Origin of the sequence: Collinsella sp. SGI.184 (assembly GCF_050313415.1) — a bacterium.
Lineage (GTDB): Bacteria > Actinomycetota > Coriobacteriia > Coriobacteriales > Coriobacteriaceae > Collinsella.
Map to the genome: position 1 here is coordinate 1 of NZ_JBNPLJ010000021.1, position 21,447 is coordinate 21,447.

Consider the following 21,447-nt stretch of genomic DNA (forward strand, 5'->3'; position numbering starts at 1 on the left):
CAAATTAGCTGCCCCAAACGCACTTCCCCTGCACCAGCAAGGGAAACGTCGCAGGTTGAGCATAAGTCAGCGAAAGCCCGCCAGAGCGAGCAAGGTGACGTGAAAGAGGAGGGCATAGGCCTTTTGGCCATGCCCGACGATTGAACGTCAGATTGCCGCTCTGGCGGGCTTGCAGCGTCGGCCGGTTCCGGCGTTTGGTAAAACGCCGGAACACAAGAGCGCCCCCTCCCGCGCACGGAACGGGAGGGGGCTAAAGGTAGGAGTCTACCGGTGGGTTGACCCCACCGGACAGACGATGACCAAGTGATCCTCTACAGGATCGTCAAGGTTTCCGTGGGGCACCCGTTGGGTACTTAGATCAACACGCAGGCGACGGTCAGGATGATGGCGCAGACGACGGAGAGAACGACGATGAGCTTAAGGGCAAACTTGAGCCAGGTCGTCCACTCGATCTTGGCCAGGGCGAGACCGCCCATGATGGCACCGGAGGTCGGGGTGAACAGGTTCACGACACCGATGGCGGCGGAGAAGATCATGACCATGACCTCGGGCGAGAAGCCGAGCTTAACAGCCAGCGGTCCCATGATGGGCATGGAGACGGTAGCCATACCAGAGGTCGAGGGGATCAGGAAGGACAGGCCGAAGTAGACCAGGAAGCTCATGGGAGCGAAGATCACGCCGGACAGACCAGCCAGGGCACTGGCGGCAGCGTCGAGGACGTAGACGTCGAGACCGGTGTTGGCCATGAGGACGGAGATGCCACGGGCGAGGGCGATGACGAGAACAACGGACATCATGTCGGCAGCGCCGGTGATGAAGGTGTTAACGATCTGCTTCTCGGACAGGCCACCGATGATACCGATCAGGATAGCCATGAGGAAGAACCAGGTGGAAGCCTCGTCGAAGTACCACTGGCCAATGGGCAGGCCGGTGATCAGGGCAGACCAGCCCTGGACGACGGTGTTACCGTCGGCATCGTAGACAGCGCCAGCGTCAAAGAAGTTGGCAACGCCCTCGTTGAGGTCGGCCAGCGGAATGAAGCCGACGATCATGACGACGAAGGTGAAGGCAAAGGCGATCAGAACACCCTTCTGACGACCGGTGAGCTTGACCTCCTTGTTAACCTCGGAAGCAGCCTTGCCGTGAGCCTCTTCGGCGTCCTTGAGCTCCTGCATCGACAGGATGGTGGAACCCTTGTCAGCCTTGACCTTCTTGGCATAGCCCATGACGAAGAAGATGGAAATGGCCGTGGTAACAATCCACAGGACGGCACCGAGGCCGATGATGATGGACTGGTTGACCTCAATGCCAACGCCGGTCAGAGCGTCGACGGCAGCGCCGACGGCGAACGGGTTAACCGTGGAGCCCAGGCAGCCGCAGCCAGCGCCGAGCAGGACGGTAGCAGCGCCGACCATGGGGTCGAAGCCGGCAGCCATCATGGTAGCGGCGAGCAGGGCGTAGAAGGGAACGGTCTCCTCGCACATACCATAGGTGGTACCACCGAGGGAGAAGATGAGCATAAGGACAGGAACGAGCATGATCTCGTTGCCCTTAAGCTTCTGCACCAGAACGGCAATGCCGTTGTCCAGGGCGCCGGTCTCGGTCATCATACCGAGGAAGCCGCCGAGGATCATAACGAAGAGGCAGACGGGCAGAGCGTCAGCGAAGCCCAGAATCGGGGCGGTGCAGAAATCGCTCAGGCGGGCTGCAGTAACAGCGCCGCCGGACGTGCCGGAGACGATAACGGTAATCACTGCAACAATTGCCAGCAGAGCTAGAAGAATGGTGAACGATGAAGGCATACCGCGCTTTTTCTTAGCGGTCTCAGTCATAGTTCTCATCCCCCCTTCATAAATCAATTAACTTTCTCGCGCGAAGCGGATCTTCCGTGCCGTGCCCACCGCCCGACGCAAGATATTTACCAGACAAACCGCTCGGGGTGTGCAGCAATACACCCCGAGCGAAATGCTTAAAGGCTCTTACTTGAGCGTTGCGTACATGACAGCCTTGATGGTGTGCATGCGGTTCTCGGCCTCGTCGAAAACCTTGGAAGCGGGGCTCTCGAAGACCTCGTCGGTGACCTCCTGCTCGGTAATGCCGAACTGCTCGCACTTCTCGGCGCCAATCGTGGTGTTGGTGTCGTGGAAGCTGGGCAGGCAGTGCAGGAAGATGGCACCCGGGTTGGCCATAGCCATGACCTCGGAGGTGACACGATACGGGGTGAGCTGAGCGATGCGCTCGGCCCAGACCTCGTCAGGCTCGCCCATGGAGACCCACACGTCGGTGTAGATAACGTCGGCACCGGTGACGCCGTCCTTGACGTCGGTGGTCAGCTTGATGGTGCAGTCGTTAGCCTCGGCGATGGGCTTGCAGGCCTCGATGACGTCGTCAGCGGGCATGCACTCCTCGGGGCCACAGGCCACGAAATTCATGCCGAGCTTGGAGCAGACAACCATGAGGGAGCGAGCAACGTTGTTCTTGCAGTCGCCCATGAAGACGAGGGTCTTGCCCTTGATGTCGTAGTTGAAGTTCTCCTGGACGGTCAGGATGTCGGCGAGCATCTGGGTGGGATGCCACTCAGTGGTCAGGCCGTTCCACACGGGCACGCCGGACTTAGCGGCGAGCTCCTCGACGTCGTCCTGGGCAAAACCACGGAACTCGATGCCGTCATACATGCGGCCGAGAACGCGGGCGGTGTCCTCGATGGACTCCTTCTTGCCCATCTGCGACGAACCCGGATCGAGGTAGGTGACGCCCATGCCCAGATCCATGCCGCCGACCTCGAAGGCGCAGCGGGTACGAGTGGAGGTCTTCTGGAAGAGCAGAACGATGTTCTTGCCCTCGAGATAGCGATGCGGAACGCCAGCGCGCTTCATGTCCTTGAAGTTCTTGGAGAGCTTGAGCAGGTACTCGATCTCCTCGGTGGTGAGGTCGAGGAGCTTGAGGAAGCTACGGCCGGAGAGGTTAACACCCATGGTTCGTTTCCTTTCGAAAAATGAATTACGCAAGTATTCGTGTTGCCCGTTTGACGGGCAAAACCGGTGCGGTTGTAGGGGGACCGCACCGGAAACGGAAAGACTTAGAGGTCCTCGCGCCAGAAGGGCATGCTCATGCAGCGCGGGCCGCCACGGCCGCGGGAGAGCTCGGCGGAGGGCACGACGAGAAGGTCCAGGCCCTCCTTGTACAGCACGTCGTTGGTGACGGTGTTGCGGGCGTAGACGCAGATCTTGCCGGGCTCGACGCACAGGGTGTTGGAGCCGTCGTTCCACTGCTCGCGGGAGGCCGCGATCGGGTCGCCGCCGCCGCAGGGGATCAGCTTGACCTGGTCGACGCCGGTGGCGTCCTCCAGGACGTGCTCGAGGGTGTCCTCGATCAGGCGGATGTTCACGTCGCCCGGGTTCTTGCCGGCGGTCAGCTCGTAGACGCGCAGGGTGCCCATGATGGCGGGGTGGATCGTGAACTTATCGACGTCGATCTGGGTGAAGACCGTGTCGAGGTGCATGAAGGCGCGCGAGACCGGGATGTCGAAGGCCAGGATGCGCTCGACCTTGGAGTCGGAGTTCCAGAAGATGTTCTGGGCCATGACGTCGATAGCGGCGGCCTGGGTGCGCTGGGAGATGCCGACGGCGAGGGTCTTCTCGTTGATGTTCAGCACGTCGCCGCCCTCGGTGTGGAACTGGCAGTCGCGGCGGAAGTACAGGGAGACGTCCTTGTAGTCGGGGTGGTACTTGAAGACGTACTTGCCGTACAGGGTCTCGCGGTTGCGGGTGACCGAGTACATGCGGTTGAGGTTGACGCCCTCGCCGACGACCGCGAACGGGTCGCGGGTGAAGTAGAGGTTGGGCATCGGGTCGATGATCAGGTCGGACTCGGACTCGGAGTTGACCAGGGAGTCGAGGGTCGTGGAGGCCGTGAGGGGCATCTCGATCTCGGCCTTGGTCATGCCGGCCATGGTCTTCTTGACGAACTCGAGGTTGTCCTCGATGGAGTCCAGCTTCTCGCGGACGATCTGCGGCATGTGCTTCCCGCGGATGCCGGCCTCGGCGATGTACTGGTCGGTGAAGTCGTCGCGGGCGCCGGGGACCTGGTCGAACACCTCGGCGACGAGGTTCTCGAGGTAGAGCACCTCGACGCCCTGGTCCCTCAGGATCTGGGCGAAGGTGTCGTGCTCCTGCTGCGCGACCTCCAGGAACGGGACGTCGTCGAACAGGAGCCGCTCGAGCTCGTCGGGCGGCAGGTTGAGGAGCTCGTCGCCGGGACGGTGCAGGCAGACCTTCCTGAGCTTGCCGATCTCGGAAGGCACGTGCAGACCTTTCGTCATGGCCTCCTACCTTTCTTTCGGGCCCTTGTCAGGGCCGATTCGTTAGCGCCCCTCCGTGTGAGGCGTTATTGCTGACGACATATTTATATCCAAAATCAACCCATACTTCCACCTTGCCCCCGAACGGTTTTTTATAGGGGGTGAACGGCATACACATATACTTCACGCATGGCACACTTCATCTTAATAAAGTGTATTTACGTGCTTAAACGCGTTTTCAATCCAAAAATCAAATGGAACTAAACTTTATTAAACCACCCTCAGATTGCATATTTCGTGCAACGATATGAATAGAATTCGCAATTCTTGCTGTCTCTCAACCATTTTGATTTTTATTCATAAAAAAGTTTGTCCTATTCATTTTTAGCAAACAGATTACCGTTTACCAGACGTTGGATACCGTTCACCGGAAGCTTAGTATAAGGTCCGTCGAATACCCGATCGATCTTGCGTCTCCATTTGTAACAACTTGACTTTTCCGGCGGCAAAGACATACAGACCCGCTCCCCAAAAGGGAGCGGGTCTGCATTCGGTACACCTAGGGCCAAGTAAGGTTTAGGCCTTCGCGGGCCTCAAGGGATTAGCGATCGAACTCGGCCAGTGCCTCGCCCAGAAGCCTCAAGCCCTCGCGAAGAACATTTTCGCTCGCGCAGTAGCCCAGGCGTGCGCCGCAGGGAAGCTCAAAACGGCTGCCGGGCACCAGCAGCACTCCCCTCTCGGACAACAGGCGCTTGCAGAACTCCTCGTCGTCCTCGGGAATATCAAGCTGGATAAACGAGGTAGACACGCCCTGCGGGGCCGTCCAGGAAACGCGATGTTGCGTATCGATCCAAGCCTGCGCGATATCGCGATTGCCAGACACGATCCTGCGGTTGCGCTCGAGAATCTTGTCCTTGTGCTCAAGCACATAGGTCGCCAGGGCATCGTTGAACACGCCGCCGCAGATCATGGTGTAATCGCGATAGGTGCGGATGCGATTGGACACCTCTTCGTCGGCCACGACCCAACCCACGCGGGCTGCAGGCGTCGAATAGGTCTTAGACACCGAGTTGGTGACAATGGCCTTCTCATACACGTCGGCCATCGACATAAAGGACTCGGTGTTCTCGAGCGGCAGATACACCTCGTCACACAGCACGTAGGCGCCCACCGAACGGGCAATCTCGGCAATCTGACCGAGCGTATCGGCATCAAGCACCGAACCGATGGGGTTCGATGCGTTATTGATGCAGATGAGTTTCGTGTTGGGGCGAACAAGGCGCTTGAGTTCCTCGATATCGGGTTTCCATCCGAGCTCCTCGCGAAGCTCCCAATACTCGACCTCGGCGCCGAGCGAACGCGGGATCTCGTAGAGCGGCGCATAGGTAGGCCACTCGGCGATGACATGATCGCCGGGCTCGACCACGGCCATGATGGCGTTGAGGTTGGCACCCGTGCAGCCGTTGGTCTGCAGAATGTGATCGGGATTGACCTCGCGACGATAGAGCTTGGCGACCTCAGCCTTAAACTCCGGTGAACCCTCGATCCAGCCGTAGTTCATCTTCTCGCGATCCAGGCGCTCGTAGAATGTGGCGCCGTCCTGCTCGTCGAGCGCGCGCAGCTCGCCCATGGTAAGCGAGGAGATCGTCGACTGGGCGATATCCCACGTGGCGCTCTTCTCCCAAACGTTAAGCCACTCCTCAACGCCGATCGTCTTGATATCCATGGTTAGGCTCCAATCGCTAGAACACGGGGGTGATGCCGGCAAAGGTCATGGGAATCGAGATGATGCCCAAAAGGCAAAGAAGCCGACACCGTTGGGGGGGTATCAACGTGACTGCCCCTAGTCATATGGGCCACCTTATCTGATGTTAATTAAGATTCATTAAACAAGAATGGGGCGGTGCGAAAGATCCGCACCGCCCCAATGGGAGACATCTAATGGCAGCTAGATGTTTGTTTTAAGACCCGTACGGATCTTTGAAAACCTTAGAGGTCCTCGCGCCAGAAGGGCATGCTCATGCAGCGCGGGCCGCCACGGCCGCGGGAGAGCTCGGCGGAGGGCACGACGAGAAGGTCCAGGCCCTCCTTGTACAGCACGTCGTTGGTGACGGTGTTGCGGGCGTAGACGCAAATCTTGCCGGGCTCGACGCACAGGGTGTTGGAGCCGTCGTTCCACTGCTCGCGGGAGGCCGCGATCGGGTCGCCGCCGCCGCAGGGGATCAGCTTGACCTGGTCGACGCCGGTGGCGTCCTCCAGGACGTGCTCGAGGGTGTCCTCGATCAGGCGGATGTTCACGTCGCCCGGGTTCTTGCCGGCGGTCAGCTCGTAGACGCGCAGGGTGCCCATGATGGCGGGGTGGATCGTGAACTTATCGACGTCGATCTGGGTGAAGACCGTGTCGAGGTGCATGAAGGCGCGCGAGACCGGGATGTCGAAGGCCAGGATGCGCTCGACCTTGGAGTCGGAGTTCCAGAAGATGTTCTGGGCCATGACGTCGATAGCGGCGGCCTGGGTGCGCTGGGAGATGCCGACGGCGAGGGTCTTCTCGTTGATGTTCAGCACGTCGCCGCCCTCGGTGTGGAACTGGCAGTCGCGGCGGAAGTACAGGGAGACGTCCTTGTAGTCGGGGTGGTACTTGAAGACGTACTTGCCGTACAGGGTCTCGCGGTTGCGGGTGACCGAGTACATGCGGTTGAGGTTGACGCCCTCGCCGACGACCGCGAACGGGTCGCGGGTGAAGTAGAGGTTGGGCATCGGGTCGATGATCAGGTCGGACTCGGACTCGGAGTTGACCAGGGAGTCGAGGGTCGTGGAGGCCGTGAGGGGCATCTCGATCTCGGCCTTGGTCATGCCGGCCATGGTCTTCTTGACGAACTCGAGGTTGTCCTCGATGGAGTCCAGCTTCTCGCGGACGATCTGCGGCATGTGCTTCCCGCGGATGCCGGCCTCGGCGATGTACTGGTCGGTGAACTCGTCGCGGGCGCCGGGGACCTGGTCGAACACCTCGGCGACGAGGTTCTCGAGGTAGAGCACCTCGACGCCCTGGTCCCTCAGGATCTGGGCGAAGGTGTCGTGCTCCTGCTGCGCGACCTCCAGGAACGGGACGTCGTCGAACAGGAGCCGCTCGAGCTCGTCGGGCGGCAGGTTGAGGAGCTCGTCGCCGGGACGGTGCAGGCAGACCTTCCTGAGCTTGCCGATCTCGGAAGGCACGTGCAGACCTTTCGTCATGGCCTCCTACCTTTCTTTCGGACCCTTGTCAGGGCCGATTCGTTAGCGCCCCTCCGTATGGAGCGCTGCTTGCTGACAGCTCTAGTTATATCCAATTTCCACCCGCAATTCTACCTCGCCCCCGAACGGTCAACAAAGTACGATGAACGGTATATCGCATATGATTTCCCATGATGCACTTCAGTTTCGTAAAGCAGATTTTCCTAGGTAAACGTTATTTTTCTAGGAAATCAAGATTGAACACTCAAAGTTATCCATGATTCAAAATTGCATAGTGAAAACGGTTTTCTGCATATAAATGACGCTTGTCCTCGATTCGACCTAAATTCGATTATATTCAGCTTGCTATCATTCTTATTCATACATTCTCACCAGTTGAGTGAGGATATAGATCGCTTGTTCAAAGCACCGGACGTTAGTGCTTCGGATCGTCAGCGTAATAAGTAGGTAAAGATACCGTTCGCGCGATACGTCCGCGCCATAGGTCGACTAAATTGAGACAATAGCAAACAGTGTTAGGCTACCGTCCCTTTGGGGACTGAACGGACAGATGCATATGCCGAGCAAAATCGAAAAGAAGCAGAACGCCGCCAAGCTGCGCAAGAAACCGCGCGATTTCTCGTATACGCAAAATCGAGAGCTTAGCTGGCTGCGCTTTGATAACCGCGTACTCGACGAAGCCTTCGATGAGTCTGTGCCACTGTTCGAGCGCCTTAAGTTCGTCTCGATCTTCGAGTCAAACCTCGACGAGTTTCTCATGGTGCGCGTGGGCGGCTTGTCCGATCTGGCAGAGCTCAAAAAACAGCCCGTCGACAACAAGAGCAATATGACCGCCTCCGAACAGGTCGATGCTGTCATGGCAGAGCTGCCCGGGCTCCTTACCCGCTGGGAGTCGATCTTTAAGAGCATCGAGGACAAGCTCGACACTCTGGGCGTTCACCGCGCCCGCATCGATTCGCTTACGCCCGAGGAACATACCTTTGTAACCCGCTACTTCCAGGCCTACGTATCACCGGTCATCTCGCCGCTGGTCATCGATCCGCGCCATCCCTTCCCCAACCTGCGCAACGGCGCGCTCTATCTGGCTTGTGGCCTGGACGGCATCACCGACGAGGAGAGCCTGCTGGGCCTTATCGAGATTCCCGCCTCGATGAACCGCGTGGTCGAAATCCCCTCGCCCACCGGCACCTACTCCTACATTCTGCTCGAGGACGTCATCCTCGCCTGCCTGGACAGCTGCTTCGGCTCCTATAAGCCGCTCGACCGCGCGCTCATCCGCGTCACCCGCAACGCCGACATCGATCCGGACGGCGAGGGCGTCGAGGAGGAAGAGGATTACCGCCAGCACATGAAGCGCATCCTCAAGAAGCGCCTGCGCCTGCAGCCGGTGGTGCTCGCCGTATCGGGTTCGCTCGAAAAGCCAACGCTCAAGACCATCCGCAAAGCGCTCGAGCTTTCGCGCCGCTCGGTTTTTACCTGCGATATCCCGCTCAACCTGGGCTATGTCTTTGGCATTGAGGGCAAAATACCCGAGCATCTACGAAACGAGTTGCTCTTTACGCCGTTTAGGCCGCAGCCCAACCCCACCATCGATATGACCCGCTCCATCCGCGATCAGGTGCTGCAGCACGACAAGCTGCTCTTTTACCCTTACGAGACCATGAATCCGTTCTTGGACCTGGTGCACGAAGCAGCCTACGACCCCGAGTGCATCTCGCTTCGCATCACGCTCTACCGCGTGGCCAAACAAAGCCGCCTGTGCGAGTCGCTCATCGATGCTGCCGAAAACGGCAAAGAGGTTACAGTGCTCATGGAGCTCCGCGCCCGCTTTGACGAGCAAAACAACATCGAATGGGCCGAGCGGCTGGAAGAAGCCGGCTGCACCGTTATCTACGGCTCCGAGGGCTTTAAATGCCATTCCAAGATCTGCCAGCTCACCTATCGCGAGGGCATGGCGCTTACCCGTCTGACGCTTTTGGGTACCGGCAACTTTAACGAGAAGACGGCCAAGCTCTACAGCGACTTTATGCTCATGACCGCGCATCCCGGCATCGGCGAGGACGCCAACCTGTTCTTCCGCAACCTGTCGCTGGGCAACCTGCGCGGCGACTACCGCTTCCTGGGCGTGGCGCCCGTGGGCCTCAAGCCGCTCATCATGCGCGGCCTGGACCGCGAGATTCAGCGTGCCCTTGTCGGCGAGCCCGCCCGCGTGTTCTTTAAGCTCAACTCGCTTACCGACCGCGAGGTCATCGACAAGATCGCCGAGGCATCGTGTGCCGGTGTGCGCGTGGACATGATCATCCGCGGTATCTCGTGCCTCAAGCCCGGTGTTCCGGGCAAGACCGAGAACGTGCACGTGCGCTCCATCGTCGGACGCTTTTTGGAGCATGCGCGCGTCTATGCCTTTGGCGTGGACTCGGATATGATCTACCTGAGCTCGGCAGACATGATGACGCGCAACACCGAGCACCGCGTGGAGATCGCCTTCCCCGTGCTCGACCCCACCTGCCGCGCCCAGGTGCACGAGTACATGGGCATGCAGCTGCGCGACAACGTGAAGGCACGCAGTCTGACGAGTGACGGCACCTGGATTCCCGTGGAGCGCAAAGAAGGCGAGAAGCCCTTCAACTCGCAGGAAGCTCTGCTGGAGCGTGCCTATCGCAACGCCGAGGCCGCCGCGCAGCAGCGCGCGCGTGAGAAGGAACGTGTGGCCGAAGAGGCTATTCAGGCCGAGGTTGAGCGCGAGGCAGTTGTCGAGCCCACTGTCGAGCCGGAAGCAGTTGCCTCTCCCCCGGTGAAAGAGCCCGAGGCTGCCGCAGAGCCCGCCGTGGAGAAAGCGCCCGAGGTTCAGAAGGTCCAGGCGACCGTCATTGAGCCCAAGCCCACACCTGTACCTCGGCCCGAGCCGCAGGTCACCAAGCCCGCACACGAACCGAACGCCCGTCGCGATAAGCCCACCGGCAAGACCAAGGCCATCGAGCGCCATCGCCCCGGTCGCGTGCGCATGGGACTGGGCCTGATCGGCCTAGGCCTTAAGACGCTCATTACCGGCAAGACGAAATAGACGTTTGTAGAAGCGCCCCGTATTTGAGGAATACCCCAAATACGGGGCGCTTTTCACTGCTACCATGGTTGCGAACAATACCGCGAATGACAGGCAGGAACATGAAGCTCACCATAGAATCGATGACCTACGGCGCCGACGGACTGGCGCACGCCGACAACGGCAAGGCCGTCTTTGTGCAGGGCGCCGTGGCAGGCGACACCGTCGAGGCCGAGATCGTGCAGGACGGCAAGTCGTTTATGCGCGCCCGCACGACCGAGATTCTGGAGCCGGGCCCCGATCGCATTCAGCCCCCCTGCCCCTTCGTGGGCGTCTGCGGCGGTTGTTCGTGGGGCAATCTCTCGCGCACCGCGCAGCTTGCCGCCAAAGAGCAAAACCTGCGCTCCACGCTCGAGCGCATTGGCAAGTTCGCCCCCGAGCAGGTCAACGATCTTGTCCAGCCCATCCGCCACACCAAGGACGACTGGGGCTACCGCAACAAGATTGAGCTGGAGCCCACCCTCGTTAACGGCCGCGTTCGCCTTGGCATGCACGGCGTCGATCCCAGCAAGATCGTCACCGTAGATTCGTGCCCGCTGTTCGATAAGCGTTTTCCCAAGGCGCTCAAATCGGTCGTCGGCGCGCTCAACTATCTGAGCGGCAGTCACGATCTGGGTCTGGAGCGCGTGGGCATTCGCGCTTCGCGTCGCACCAAGGCACTCGAGGTCGCACTTTGGACGCCCACGGGCTCCTTCCCGCGCTCGCAGGTCTCGCGCGTGTTGGCAGACGCCGCTCGCCCCACGAGCGTAGTGCGCGTCATGAGCAAGGGAGAGAAGAAGGCCCGCCGCGTCTCCAAGGTGGAGATGCTCGCCGGCGAGGGCTCCTGGACCGAGAACATCGCCGACGGCCAGATGCGCCTTTCTGCCCCATCGTTTTTCCAGGTCAACACCAAGGGCGCCGAGATTTTGATCGAGCTTGTCATGGAGGCGCTCGACCCGCAAGAAGACGAGCTTGCCATGGACCTGTACTGCGGCGCCGGCACCTTTACCCTGCCGCTCGCCCGCCGCTGTGATTTTGTTGCCGCCGTCGAGGCCTACGGCCCGGCCGTGCGCGACCTGCGCCGCAACCTCGAGATCAACAAGCTCGATAACGTCGATGTCATCGGCGGCGATGCCGTGCGCGAGTTCCCCGACCAGGATGCCGATGTCCTGGTGGTCGACCCGCCGCGTGCAGGTCTGGCACCCGAGGCAATCGACCTCATCGCCAGCACGAGCGCCCGCGACGTGGCCTACGTGAGCTGTGATCCGGCGACTTTGGCACGCGATCTTAAGCGCTTTGTCGAGGAAGGCACCTTCTCCCCCGTCAAGATCACGCCGGTCGACCTGTTCCCGCAAACCTTCCACTGCGAAACCGTCGCCCATCTCAAGCGCAACTAGACTGTTTGCCCAAGACCACACCCGATGATTTTTCTGGGACGGGGATAAAAATAAATTTGTTCCGAATGATTATTTAATCCCCGTCCCGAAATTAAACCGCCCCCCATTTCTTGGACATTGAACTGCCACCCGAGAAAGCTAAACGCCTTCTGGCAGGTTGTCCCGGACCGAGGGCGGCCGCCTCGACCGCCCTCGGCCCTCACCCACCTCAACTGCCCTCAACTACATAGAGCTGGTCGAGAAGGGCCCAAGCTAGCAGGCGCCTTCCTCGTCGTCGTTGGGCCGGTAGGTGATGAACTCGATGACGAAGGCCAGGACGGCAGAGACGAGCGAGGCGATGATCGCGAAGATCATGTGGGAGATTCCGGCGCCACCAGGGGTCCCGTCGATGAAGTTGAGCAGGTTGAAGGCACCGAGGCCACCCGAGATGTACATGAGGGCGCCCGTCATTCCCACGATGGCGCCGCCCACGGCGGAGCTCAGGCATGCCACGACGAACGCGCGCTTGTTGGGGAGGGCGATACCGTAGATGCCCGGCTCGGTGACGCCGAAGAAGAAGGCGGAGATCATCGCGGGAAGGGCGATGCCGCGGAAGCGCTCGTCCTTGTTTCTAAGATACATGGCAAAGATGACCGCTCCGAGCGCGAACCCGTGGCCGATGGTGGCGGCGAGCACGCTGTCGTGGCCGAGGGTGTTCAGGTTCATGATGGAGATGGGGATGAGGCTCCAGTGGAAGCCAAAGATGACGAGGCACATCCACAGTCCGCCGACCAGGGCGCTGCCCAAGACGGAACCAACCACGGGAAGCTGGAAGATAAACGAGAACGCCGCGCTCAGCAGGTTGGTGATGAGGGTGGCCACCGGGCCGATGACGAGGTAGCCCAAGACGATGGAGACCGTCATCGTGGCGAGCGGGACGAGGAACATCTTGAGCGCAGCCGGCATCCAGCTCTTGAGCCAGCGCTCAATGATAGAGCCGAACCACACCATGAGAAGGACGGGAATCACCGAGCTCACGTAGCCGGACACGGGCATGATGATGGGGACCCCGAGGGCGGTGGCGTACCACGAGAACGTGCCGGCCACGCCGAGGTCGATGCTGCCGAGCGCCTCGCCCGAGGTCAGGGCGACCATCGTCGGGTAGAGGAGCGCCACGCCGATTGCCACGCCGGTGAACTCGTTCATGCGGAACTTGCGCGCGGCACTGAACGCCAGGGCGACGGGAAGGAAGTAGAAGAAGCCGTCAGCCACGGTGTAGAGCAGCGTGTAGAGGCCGTCGTTTGCAAAGGCCGGGACGAAGTAGGTGATGAGGGCAAGCAGTCCCTTCATGATGCCTGCGGCGGCAAGCGGTCCCAGAATGGGCTGGAAGATGCCAGAGATGAGGTCGATGATGACGGAGGCAACGGTCTTATCGCCCTGGGGCTCGTCGTCGGCGCTTGCGCCGCCCGAGAAGTTACCGGCCTCCAGGACCGCGTCGTAGACGTCCTCGACGATGTTACCCACGACCACCTGGTACTGGCCGTTGGCTTGGATGACCTGGATGACGCCCTTGAGGGCCTCGATCTTGGCCGTGTTGGCGCGGGACTCGTCCTTGAGCTTGAAGCGCACGCGCGTGATGCAGTGCGCGACGCTGGCGACGCTCTCGGCGCCGCCTACGTTCTCGAGTATGGATCTGGCCAGATCGTCGTATTTTTCAGCCATTATTTTCTCCTTAGTGATATTGCCCGGGCGGCTAGCCCAGGTCGCCTCCGTTGGTGGCGATGGCCTGTCGGTACCAATAGAAGCTCTTCTTGCGCCTGCGCTCGAGCGTGCCGTTGCCCAGGTTGTCGCGGTCCACGTAGATGAAGCCGTAGCGCTTCTCCATCTCGCCGGAGCCCGCGCTCACGAGGTCGATCGGCCCCCAGGTGGTGTAGCCGAGCATCTCGACGCCGTCCTGCTCGATGGCGTCGCGCATGGCCTCGATGTGCTCGCGCAGGTAGGCGATACGGTAGTCGTCCTCGATCGTGCCGTCGGGAAGCACCTCGTCATAGGCGCCGAGGCCGTTGAGCAGGACCGGGCAGAGCATGCCAAAGAAGCCGGCGATGACGGCAAAGGTCAGGATGCCCTGGACGAGGACGCCCGAGACGACGTAGTCCGGGCACACCGTGAGCGACATGACCACGGAGCCCGCGCATACGATGACGCCACGCTGCTCGGACGAGCAGGGGGCCTCGACCTTGCCGGAGAGGGTGACAAAGAGGGAGCAGGACACGGCCGCCCCCAGCGCGCAGAGCAGGGCCACGGGGTCGTACCCGGCGATGCCGGTCTTGTAAACGCCGCTGGCGAACACCGTTCCGAAGACGATGACCAGGGCGGAGACCACTTGGAGGGCCCTCGGCGGTCGGCGCGTCATGACGGTCTGCCACAGGAGCCCCAGCCACGTGAACTGGAAGAGGAGCGTGAGCGCCACCGGGGCGGGCAGCACGCTCATGGCGTAGCAGTAGAGGATTGAGGTGAGGCAGGTGAGGGCTCCCAGGCCCATGAGCTTGAGGGCGAGCTTCCAGCCCACGCGCTGCCAGCGGTGCCCGAGTGCATGGCCCGCGAGTGTGGCGAGGGCGAAGAAGAGGCAGCCGAACCACGCCTGGCTCGCCACCACCTGCGCCGAGGTGAAGCCCGCGGCGTAGGCGAGCTTGTAGGTCGTGGCCATCGCGCCGTAGCAGGCACCGCCCGCAAAGACCTGGAGCGCCGCCTTGGCCTGTCCCGCGCCCGTGGCTCCTGCCCCGGCGGCCTGTTGCTTGATTGTGTTTGTTCCTGCCATTAGGCTCCCTTCCGTCTGCTGTCTTGCAGATGCACGTCTCGTGCGTCTGTTCCCTGCAGTCGGAAGGTGGGCTCGTGCGGTCTTCTGGCGGTGCATGTGGCACCTGCTGCCAAGACGAAAAAAGCCACGCAACCGACTGCTCGGTTGCGTGGCAAAAAGGTGGCTAGCGCCCAGAAAAGTCCACGCGTTTTTAGACTGGGACAAAGTACTACAACAGGTGAGATTCCGTCAAGAAAAACCGAGGAAAAAAGTGAGTCTCTGCCCGCCGTACCTGTGGCGGTCGTTCCCCGAACGGGGCGGTGCGCTGGGGACTGTCTCGATCTGTAACAGTAAGACCCGGTTTTGGTCCGTAGATGTTACAGATTTAGACGTTTTGTCGGGGCGGTTTCCGTTTGTCTTGATCTGTAACAGTTAGGGGTCAAAAGTGGGTCTAGATGTTACAGATCGAGATTGTTGAGGATGGGTGAGGGTAGCTAAAATAGCCCCGTCCCTTTTAAACATTGGGAAATCGAGCGTGGCAAGCATGGGTCTTCGGGGTATAAGACGGCTAATTGTATGCCGCCTTACGAAAGGAACTCTCATGCCCAGCGTTGCCGTTCTCGCCGCCGATGGTTTTGAAACTATTGAATGCCTGACCATGGTCGATGTCATGCGTCGCGGCGGCGTGCGCGCCACGCTCGTCTCGATCATGCCCACACGCGAGGTCGTGAGCTCGCTGCAGATTCCCGTGACCTGCGACGCGCTCTTTGATGAGATCAACTTTGAGGAGTACGACTGCATCGTGCTGCCCGGCGGCCTGCCCGGAGCCACCAACTTGCGCGCCGACCAGCGTGTCTGCGATGCAGTCTGCGAGTTCGCCGCAACCAAGCACGTTGCCGCCATCTGCGCCGCCCCGTTTATCCTGGGCGAGCTTGGTCTGCTCGAGGGACGCCGAGCCACGTGCTTCCCCGGCTTTGAGAAGAGCTTCCCCGAGGGCGCTTATACCGGCGAGAAGGTCACGCAAGACGGCAACATCATCACTGCCAGCGGCATGGCACAGTCACTTCCCTTTGCCTTGGAGCTGCTGCGCACACTCGCCGGCGACAAGGCCGTCGAGAAGGTTGCCGAGGGCATCCAGCTATGATTTTGGCTTCGCAATCGCCGCGCCGCATAGAGCTGATGCGCGAGGCGGGCTATGACGTTCGCGTAATTCCCGCAGATATCGACGAAACACCTTTTGATGGCGAAGCTCCGCTTACGCTTGTCGAACGCTTGGCACGCGCCAAAGCCGCTGCCGTTGCCTCCGAGCACGCCGAACCCAACGAACTGACTGTCGCAGCCGATACCATTGTCACCTTTGACGGGCAAATTTTGGGCAAGCCGGCAGACGAGAACGAGGCACGCACCATGCTCCGCGAGCTTTCGGGCCGCACGCACCAGGTGGCAACCGGCGTCTGCATCGTTAAAGCCGGCGACGCTGCAGCTCCGCATGCCGCCGAAAGTCTGTCGTTTGTCGATGTGACCGACGTGACGTTCTATGAGCTTACCGAGGAGCAGATCGGGTACTATGTTGCCTCCGGCGAACCCATGGACAAGGCCGGAGCCTACGGTATCCAGGGCACAGGCGGCCGCATGCTCGTGCATGACATTTCGGGCGACTTCTACAACGTGGTGGGCTTACCCATCGCTCGCGTCGCACGCGCGATTCAAAAACTCTCGTAATTGCATCTGGCGCTGGGTATCCCCCGGCGCCTACAATTTTGCCGTACCGTACGGATCCCGACCGAGCATAAGGCCCGGCGGAAAACCGATAGGAGAAAACATGGACACCCTGCTCGAAGCCATTGACGTTTGCGATGTCGATGGCTTTTGCTTTGGCAACTATACAGACGAGGAGGCCGGTACCGGCTGCACCGTAATCGTGGCGCCCGAGGGTGCCACCGGCGGCGTTGACGTGCGTGGTGGCGCTCCCGCTTCGCGCGAGACCGATCTGCTGCGTCCCGAGAACACCGTCGATAAGGTCCACGCCGTCTGCCTTTCGGGTGGTTCGGCCTTTGGTCTCGAGGCGGCAAGCGGCGTGGCCCGCGAACTCGAGAGCCGCGGCATCGGCCTGCCCGTCGGCCCCACGCAGGTGCCCATCGTGTGTTCCAGCTGCATCTTCGACCTCGCCTTTGGCGATCCCACCGTGCGTCCCGACGTTGAGGCCGGTATCGCCGCCGTGCGCGAGGCGCTCGACCATACCCCCACCACACTCGATCAGGGCAATGTAGGTGCCGGCACCGGCGCCACCGTAGGCAAGCTCATGGGGCCCGCCACCTGCATGAAGGCTGGCCTTGGAGCTGCTGCCGTGGCACTCGGCACCGTCAAGGTGGGCGCCGTGGTCTCGGTCAACGCCTGTGGCAACGTGGTCGACCCAACCACCGGCGAGTGGGTGGCCGGCATGCGCGCCGCAGCCGATAGCGACCAGATCGTCGACATGGAGCTCGCCGCCCTTGCCGCCGCCGGCTCTATGAAAATGCCACTCGACCGCACCAACACCACCATCAGCTGCATCGTCACCAACGTGGAGCTCACTAAGGCCCAGGCCACCAAGGTCTCCCAGATGGCCGCAGACGCCTATGCACACGCCATCCGCCCCACACACACCACCAACGACGGTGACACCATCTACACCCTTGCCAGCGGCAAGCTGGGCAGCCAGGCAAGCGCCGCCGTTCCCCTAGACCTGCTGGGCATGCTCGCCGTAAGGGCCCTGGAAACCGCCATCGTAAACGGAGCCAAAACCGCCAAAACATCCCACGGCATCCCCGGCGTCGCGAAGTAATCCACTCGACCGTCGGTCGGAGGCGGGCGGGCGTTACGTTTGCTGCTCTACAGTCCTATGCAAGACGAAGGCCACATTAAGTGGCCTTCTTTGCATGCGGAACTCGCGACAAACGTAACGCCCGCCCATCTCCGACCGACTACCAACTAAAAACTTTTCAGCCCAGGCCCCTGTGTACCGCGCGTCCAAGATCTTCAAATTCAGGCAGCCTGACAATCGATTCTTATAGCAAAGGCCCCTTGGCCTTTAGTTTGATACAAGTTCCGCACGAGCCGGAAAGCACTTAATGTGCTTTCCGTGCGAGCAGGACTGTTCGCAGTAGCAAACTAAAGGCCAAGGGGCCCAGTCAACCTATCAGCAGCGATTACTCAACAGCTAGTTGAATTTGAAGATCTTTGAGGCAAGACGGTATAGGCCGAGTGTGGTTTTGTCTCCAGCCCGCCCGTGCAGGTTGGTAAAGAAGCCGACCACACCGTAGCGTGCACGACGATACATACGCTCGTCGTAGGCCTTCAAATCACTCCACAATGTCGTCAGGCGCTCGTCGGCGCAATCCTCATCGGAAAGCTTGGTAAGCACCGAACAAATTGCCATCATCATGGTGAAATAGCCCATCATGTACGCGCGCAGACGCGACGACTCGACATCGCTGTACAGATGGAACGCCTCCATCATAATGCGCGTCACGCGAAACTGCTGGTCCAGACGTTTGACCATCGTGGCCTCGTTGACGCTCTGGCCCTCGCGACCGATAAAGTAACGATAGAGGTCGATGTCGGCGTAGTACATGGTCTTGCAGCGCGGCAGCGGCACATAGGCGTAGATATTGTCTACATAGAACGTGTGCGGCGGCATAGGCAGATTGGACGCGCGCAGCACATCCGTGCGATAACACAGGCTGTGCATGAGCAAATTCTGGTCCGGACGGAAATGGCCAATCTGGTCCCAGGTAAAGATCTTTTTGCGCGGCAGGGCAAACTTGTAACCAATAGCGGTATGCGTACCCTCGTAAACCTTCTCGTACACATAGTTCGAGATAAACAGATCGACGCGCTGGTCGCGCTCCTCAAAGCCACGCAGAATCGAAAGCATGGTCGAAAGCGCCGCACCGTCGAGCCAGTCGTCCGAGTCGACGACCTTGTAGTAGGTGCCCTGTGCCTCGCGCAGGCCCGAGAGGACGGCCATGCCGTGGCCACCGTTCTCCTGATGCACCGCGCGGATGATACCGGGGTAACGCGCCTCCCACTCATCGGCCTTAGCTGCCGTCTCGTCCTTGGAACCGTCATCGACGATGATGATCTCGATATCGGTGGCGTAATTGCTCCCCTCCAGAATGGAGGTGATGCAATGGTCCATGTCCTTGGCGGCGTTATACGAGGGAATACCGAATGATATGACTTTATGCATGGCAGGCGATAATCTCATCCGAAAGATCGAGGGCAGAGTTGGTCACGGCATCCATATCGTAGTAACGATACTCGGCCAGGCGACCCACCGGGTGGAAGTTCGTCAGGTTCTGGACGCGCTCAAGATAGCGCTCATAGAGCTCGCGGTTCTCGGGCTCCAGAATGGCGTAATAGGGCGTCTCGCCCGAGCCGGGCGTATAGGCCTTGGAATACTCCTTCATGATGGTGGTCTTGCCGGGCAGGACCTGACCAGTCATGTTCTTGAACTCGGTGATGCGCGTGTAATCCTCGCTCGTGGTGTAGTTGACGGTGCCCACGGGCTGGAACTGGTCCATATCGAGCGTCTCGAACTTCATGTCGAGCGTACGGTACGGCAGAGCGCCCAAGTCGAGGTTGAACAGCTCGTCGAGCGGACCGGTGTAGACGATCTCGCCGCCATAGACCTTGCCGTCGATCTTGACGGTGGTCTCGTCAATCTCAAAGAGGTCGCGGGCGTCCACGTCGCAGAACACATCAATCAGATCGTGGTCGAGCATATGCTCGAACAACGCGGTATAGCCGTCCTGCGGCATGCCCTGGAAGGGGGCCTGCGGGAAATAGCGGTCATCGTCGCCCACAAAGACGGGAACGCGGCCGGTGATCGAGGGATCGATCTGGTCGGGCGTCTGGCCCCACTGCTTCATGGTGTAATGCAAAAAGACGTTCTCGTAGACGTAATCGGCGACCTCGGCAAGATCCGGGTCGTTCTTCTTGCGCAGCTCCATGATGGGCACCTTGACGTCCTTGCCAAAGGTCTCCACGAGCTTCTGATACAGCTCCTCGCCGCGCTCATCGCCAAAGGCGAGCTTGAGGCTCGCGTGGTTAAAGGGCACGGGCATAAGGGTGCCGTTGATGTTGGCGAGCACCTTGTGCTGGTAGTCGGTCCACTTGGTAAAGCGCGACAGAAAATTGTGGACGCGCTCGTTAAAGGTATGGTAAATGTGCGGACCATACTCGTGGACCAGGATCCCGGCCTCATCAAAGCAGTCGTAAGCATTGCCCGCAATGTGGCCACGGCGCTCCAAAACGGCAACGCGATAGCCGATGGTCTCGGCAAGACGGCGGGCACAAACGGCACCGGCATACCCGGCACCGACGACAATCATGTCGTATGCGCCGGCGTTAAAGCCTTCAGGCAGGCCTGAGGTAATCTGCATCGATACTCCTTGTCAAAAGCCACGGGCTCGTTAGCTGGGCTTTTCTCGAACATTCTTCGAGACATATTTATCAGAGCGATTATAGCGCTAATGCGTCCTATAATGAGCTTGCCACACAAGGAAAGCTCAAGCACCCCGGCGTACATATTTAAAAGGTAAACCCGCTAGCAGCGGGTTTATTCGTGGACAGCCGGGTGCCTGGAGCTTAGCGAAACGCTTGTAAGGAGTAACATGAGCGATTTCCTAAACCGTATGAAGTCTGCCGCCAAGGCCGACCTTAAGACGATCGTCCTGCCCGAGGGCGAAGATCCGCGCACCATCATCGCAGCTACCAAGATCATCGAGGAGGGCTTGGCAAAGATCGTCATCTTGGGCAACCCCGACGAGATCAACGTTCCCGGCGCTACCGTCATCGACCCGCGCAATGCCGAGAAGCACGAGAAGTACGCGCAGAAGTTTGCCGAGCTCCGCGCCAAGAAGGGCGTCACCATCGAGCAGGCTCGCGCCCAGGTGATGGACGCCACCTACTTTGGCACCATGATGGTCAAGATGGGCGATGCCGATGGTCTGGTCTCCGGCGCCTGCCACTCCACCGCCGACACCCTACGCCCCGCGCTGCAGATCCTCAAGACCGCCCCGGGCACCAAGCTGGTTTCGGCCTTCTTTGTGATGTGCACCGACACCCCGCAGTTCGGCACCGACGGCACGCTGATCTTCGCCGACTGCGGCCTCAACATCAACCCGTCCTCCGATGAGCTCTCCGAGATCGCCATCGCCTCCGCTCACTCTTGGTCCACCTTCATGGGCAACGTTGAGCCGCACGTGGCTATGCTCTCCTACTCCACCATGGGTTCCGCCGGCGGCGAAGTCGCCAAGAAGGTCCAGGAGGCCGTGAAGTTCTGCAAGGAGAAGGCCCCCGAGCTCGCCATCGATGGCGACCTGCAGCTCGACGCCGCCATCGTCCCCAACGTCGCCCAGCTCAAGGCTCCCGGCTCCTCCGTTGCCGGCAAGGCCAACGTGCTCGTGTTTCCCGACCTCGAGGCCGGCAACATCGGCTACAAGCTGGTCCAGCGCTTCGCCGGCGCCGACGCCTACGGCCCCATCCTGCAGGGCATCGCCAAGCCGGTTAACGACCTTTCGCGCGGCTGCTCTGCCGACGACATCGTGGGTGTCGTGGCCATCACCGCCGTCCAGGCTCAGATGGCTGAGTAGCGGACGCACTCGCCCGAAGGCCG

14 protein-coding genes and 1 pseudogene are annotated in these 21,447 nt (G+C 60.4%); 6 read left to right on the forward strand and 9 right to left on the reverse strand.

Going from position 1 to position 21,447, the window contains the following annotated elements; all coding sequences use genetic code 11:
* Positions 1-353: 353 nt before the first annotated feature.
* The 5 genes from ACQRAJ_RS07355 to arcA (ACQRAJ_RS07375) all read right to left on the reverse strand — a co-directional run bounded on the left by ACQRAJ_RS07355 (position 354) and on the right by arcA (ACQRAJ_RS07375) (position 7,531).
* Complete coding sequence (locus tag ACQRAJ_RS07355; protein WP_370450555.1) at positions 354-1,841, reverse strand: YfcC family protein; 1,488 nt, start codon at positions 1,839-1,841, stop codon at positions 354-356.
* A 138-nt stretch (positions 1,842-1,979) separates the two neighbouring features.
* Positions 1,980-2,975, reverse strand: coding sequence for an ornithine carbamoyltransferase (gene argF / locus ACQRAJ_RS07360; protein WP_154515223.1), 996 nt, complete (start codon positions 2,973-2,975; stop codon positions 1,980-1,982).
* Between the two features lie 104 nt (positions 2,976-3,079).
* Positions 3,080-4,321 (reverse strand): arginine deiminase, encoded by a 1,242-nt coding sequence (gene arcA, locus ACQRAJ_RS07365; protein WP_427748195.1) that lies wholly within the window; start codon positions 4,319-4,321, stop codon positions 3,080-3,082.
* Between the two features lie 580 nt (positions 4,322-4,901).
* Complete coding sequence (locus ACQRAJ_RS07370) at positions 4,902-6,026, reverse strand: aminotransferase (RefSeq protein WP_427748196.1); 1,125 nt, start codon at positions 6,024-6,026, stop codon at positions 4,902-4,904.
* A 263-nt stretch (positions 6,027-6,289) separates the two neighbouring features.
* Complete coding sequence (gene arcA / locus ACQRAJ_RS07375; RefSeq protein ID WP_427719164.1) at positions 6,290-7,531, reverse strand: arginine deiminase; 1,242 nt, start codon at positions 7,529-7,531, stop codon at positions 6,290-6,292.
* 556 nt (positions 7,532-8,087) lie between these two features.
* Between arcA (ACQRAJ_RS07375) and ppk1 the strand changes: the two genes are divergently transcribed.
* A complete protein-coding gene (gene ppk1 / locus ACQRAJ_RS07380) occupies positions 8,088-10,595 on the forward strand; it encodes a polyphosphate kinase 1 (RefSeq protein WP_427748197.1) in 2,508 nt (835 codons plus the stop codon).
* Between the two features lie 86 nt (positions 10,596-10,681).
* Positions 10,682-12,010 carry a 23S rRNA (uracil(1939)-C(5))-methyltransferase RlmD gene (gene rlmD, locus ACQRAJ_RS07385; protein ID WP_427748199.1) on the forward strand — a complete coding sequence of 443 codons (1,329 nt, stop codon included), beginning with the start codon at positions 10,682-10,684 and terminating at the stop codon, positions 12,008-12,010.
* 252 nt (positions 12,011-12,262) lie between these two features.
* On the opposite strand, the gene ACQRAJ_RS07390 is transcribed toward rlmD, so the two are convergent.
* Together ACQRAJ_RS07390 and ACQRAJ_RS07395 are read right to left on the reverse strand one after the other, a co-directional pair.
* Complete coding sequence (locus ACQRAJ_RS07390) at positions 12,263-13,711, reverse strand: PTS transporter subunit EIIC (RefSeq protein ID WP_427748201.1); 1,449 nt, start codon at positions 13,709-13,711, stop codon at positions 12,263-12,265.
* 31 nt (positions 13,712-13,742) lie between these two features.
* Positions 13,743-14,063, reverse strand: a pseudogene (locus ACQRAJ_RS07395) (family 1 glycosylhydrolase); the annotation flags it as partial.
* Positions 14,064-15,387: 1,324 nt separating this feature from the next.
* Here ACQRAJ_RS07395 and ACQRAJ_RS07400 point away from each other — a divergent pair.
* From ACQRAJ_RS07400 to ACQRAJ_RS07410, 3 genes are all read left to right on the forward strand, one after another.
* Positions 15,388-15,930 carry a DJ-1 family glyoxalase III gene (locus tag ACQRAJ_RS07400; RefSeq protein ID WP_427748203.1) on the forward strand — a complete coding sequence of 181 codons (543 nt, stop codon included), beginning with the start codon at positions 15,388-15,390 and terminating at the stop codon, positions 15,928-15,930.
* A complete protein-coding gene (locus tag ACQRAJ_RS07405) occupies positions 15,927-16,508 on the forward strand; it encodes a Maf family protein (RefSeq protein ID WP_427748205.1) in 582 nt (193 codons plus the stop codon). Before ACQRAJ_RS07400 ends, ACQRAJ_RS07405 begins: the two co-directional genes overlap by 4 nt.
* A gap of 100 nt (positions 16,509-16,608) precedes the next feature.
* A complete protein-coding gene (locus tag ACQRAJ_RS07410; RefSeq protein WP_427748207.1) occupies positions 16,609-17,610 on the forward strand; it encodes a P1 family peptidase in 1,002 nt (333 codons plus the stop codon).
* A 375-nt stretch (positions 17,611-17,985) separates the two neighbouring features.
* Here ACQRAJ_RS07410 and ACQRAJ_RS07415 read toward each other — a convergent pair whose 3' ends face one another.
* The gene (locus tag ACQRAJ_RS07415; RefSeq protein WP_427748209.1) at positions 17,986-19,017 is read right to left on the reverse strand and encodes a glycosyltransferase family 2 protein; all 1,032 of its coding nucleotides are present in this window, start codon (positions 19,015-19,017) and stop codon (positions 17,986-17,988) included.
* Entirely contained in the window at positions 19,010-20,212 is a 1,203-nt protein-coding gene (gene glf, locus ACQRAJ_RS07420) for a UDP-galactopyranose mutase (protein WP_427729079.1), read from the reverse strand. The genes ACQRAJ_RS07415 and glf overlap by 8 nt, the downstream gene beginning before the upstream one ends.
* A 231-nt stretch (positions 20,213-20,443) precedes the next feature.
* On the opposite strand from glf, the gene pta reads away from it, so the two are divergent.
* Positions 20,444-21,424 (forward strand): phosphate acetyltransferase, encoded by a 981-nt coding sequence (gene pta, locus ACQRAJ_RS07425; protein ID WP_427748211.1) that lies wholly within the window; start codon positions 20,444-20,446, stop codon positions 21,422-21,424.
* Positions 21,425-21,447 lie beyond the last annotated feature (23 nt).

What these genes read in the sequence shown, in the direction of transcription:
- ppk1 (WP_427748197.1), top strand. Translation starts at nt 8,088, where the DNA reads ATGCCGAGCAAAATCGAAAAGAAGCAGAACGCCGCCAAGCTGCGCAAG.
- ACQRAJ_RS07390 (WP_427748201.1), bottom strand. Translation starts at nt 13,711, where the DNA reads ATGGCTGAAAAATACGACGATCTGGCCAGATCCATACTCGAGAACGTA.
- ACQRAJ_RS07400 (WP_427748203.1), top strand. Translation starts at nt 15,388, where the DNA reads ATGCCCAGCGTTGCCGTTCTCGCCGCCGATGGTTTTGAAACTATTGAA.
- arcA (WP_427719164.1), bottom strand. Translation starts at nt 7,531, where the DNA reads ATGACGAAAGGTCTGCACGTGCCTTCCGAGATCGGCAAGCTCAGGAAG.
- argF (WP_154515223.1), bottom strand. Translation starts at nt 2,975, where the DNA reads ATGGGTGTTAACCTCTCCGGCCGTAGCTTCCTCAAGCTCCTCGACCTC.
- ACQRAJ_RS07370 (WP_427748196.1), bottom strand. Translation starts at nt 6,026, where the DNA reads ATGGATATCAAGACGATCGGCGTTGAGGAGTGGCTTAACGTTTGGGAG.
- ACQRAJ_RS07410 (WP_427748207.1), top strand. Translation starts at nt 16,609, where the DNA reads ATGGACACCCTGCTCGAAGCCATTGACGTTTGCGATGTCGATGGCTTT.
- rlmD (WP_427748199.1), top strand. Translation starts at nt 10,682, where the DNA reads ATGACAGGCAGGAACATGAAGCTCACCATAGAATCGATGACCTACGGC.
- glf (WP_427729079.1), bottom strand. Translation starts at nt 20,212, where the DNA reads ATGCAGATTACCTCAGGCCTGCCTGAAGGCTTTAACGCCGGCGCATAC.
- ACQRAJ_RS07415 (WP_427748209.1), bottom strand. Translation starts at nt 19,017, where the DNA reads ATGCATAAAGTCATATCATTCGGTATTCCCTCGTATAACGCCGCCAAG.
- ACQRAJ_RS07405 (WP_427748205.1), top strand. Translation starts at nt 15,927, where the DNA reads ATGATTTTGGCTTCGCAATCGCCGCGCCGCATAGAGCTGATGCGCGAG.
- ACQRAJ_RS07355 (WP_370450555.1), bottom strand. Translation starts at nt 1,841, where the DNA reads ATGAGAACTATGACTGAGACCGCTAAGAAAAAGCGCGGTATGCCTTCA.
- arcA (WP_427748195.1), bottom strand. Translation starts at nt 4,321, where the DNA reads ATGACGAAAGGTCTGCACGTGCCTTCCGAGATCGGCAAGCTCAGGAAG.
- pta (WP_427748211.1), top strand. Translation starts at nt 20,444, where the DNA reads ATGAGCGATTTCCTAAACCGTATGAAGTCTGCCGCCAAGGCCGACCTT.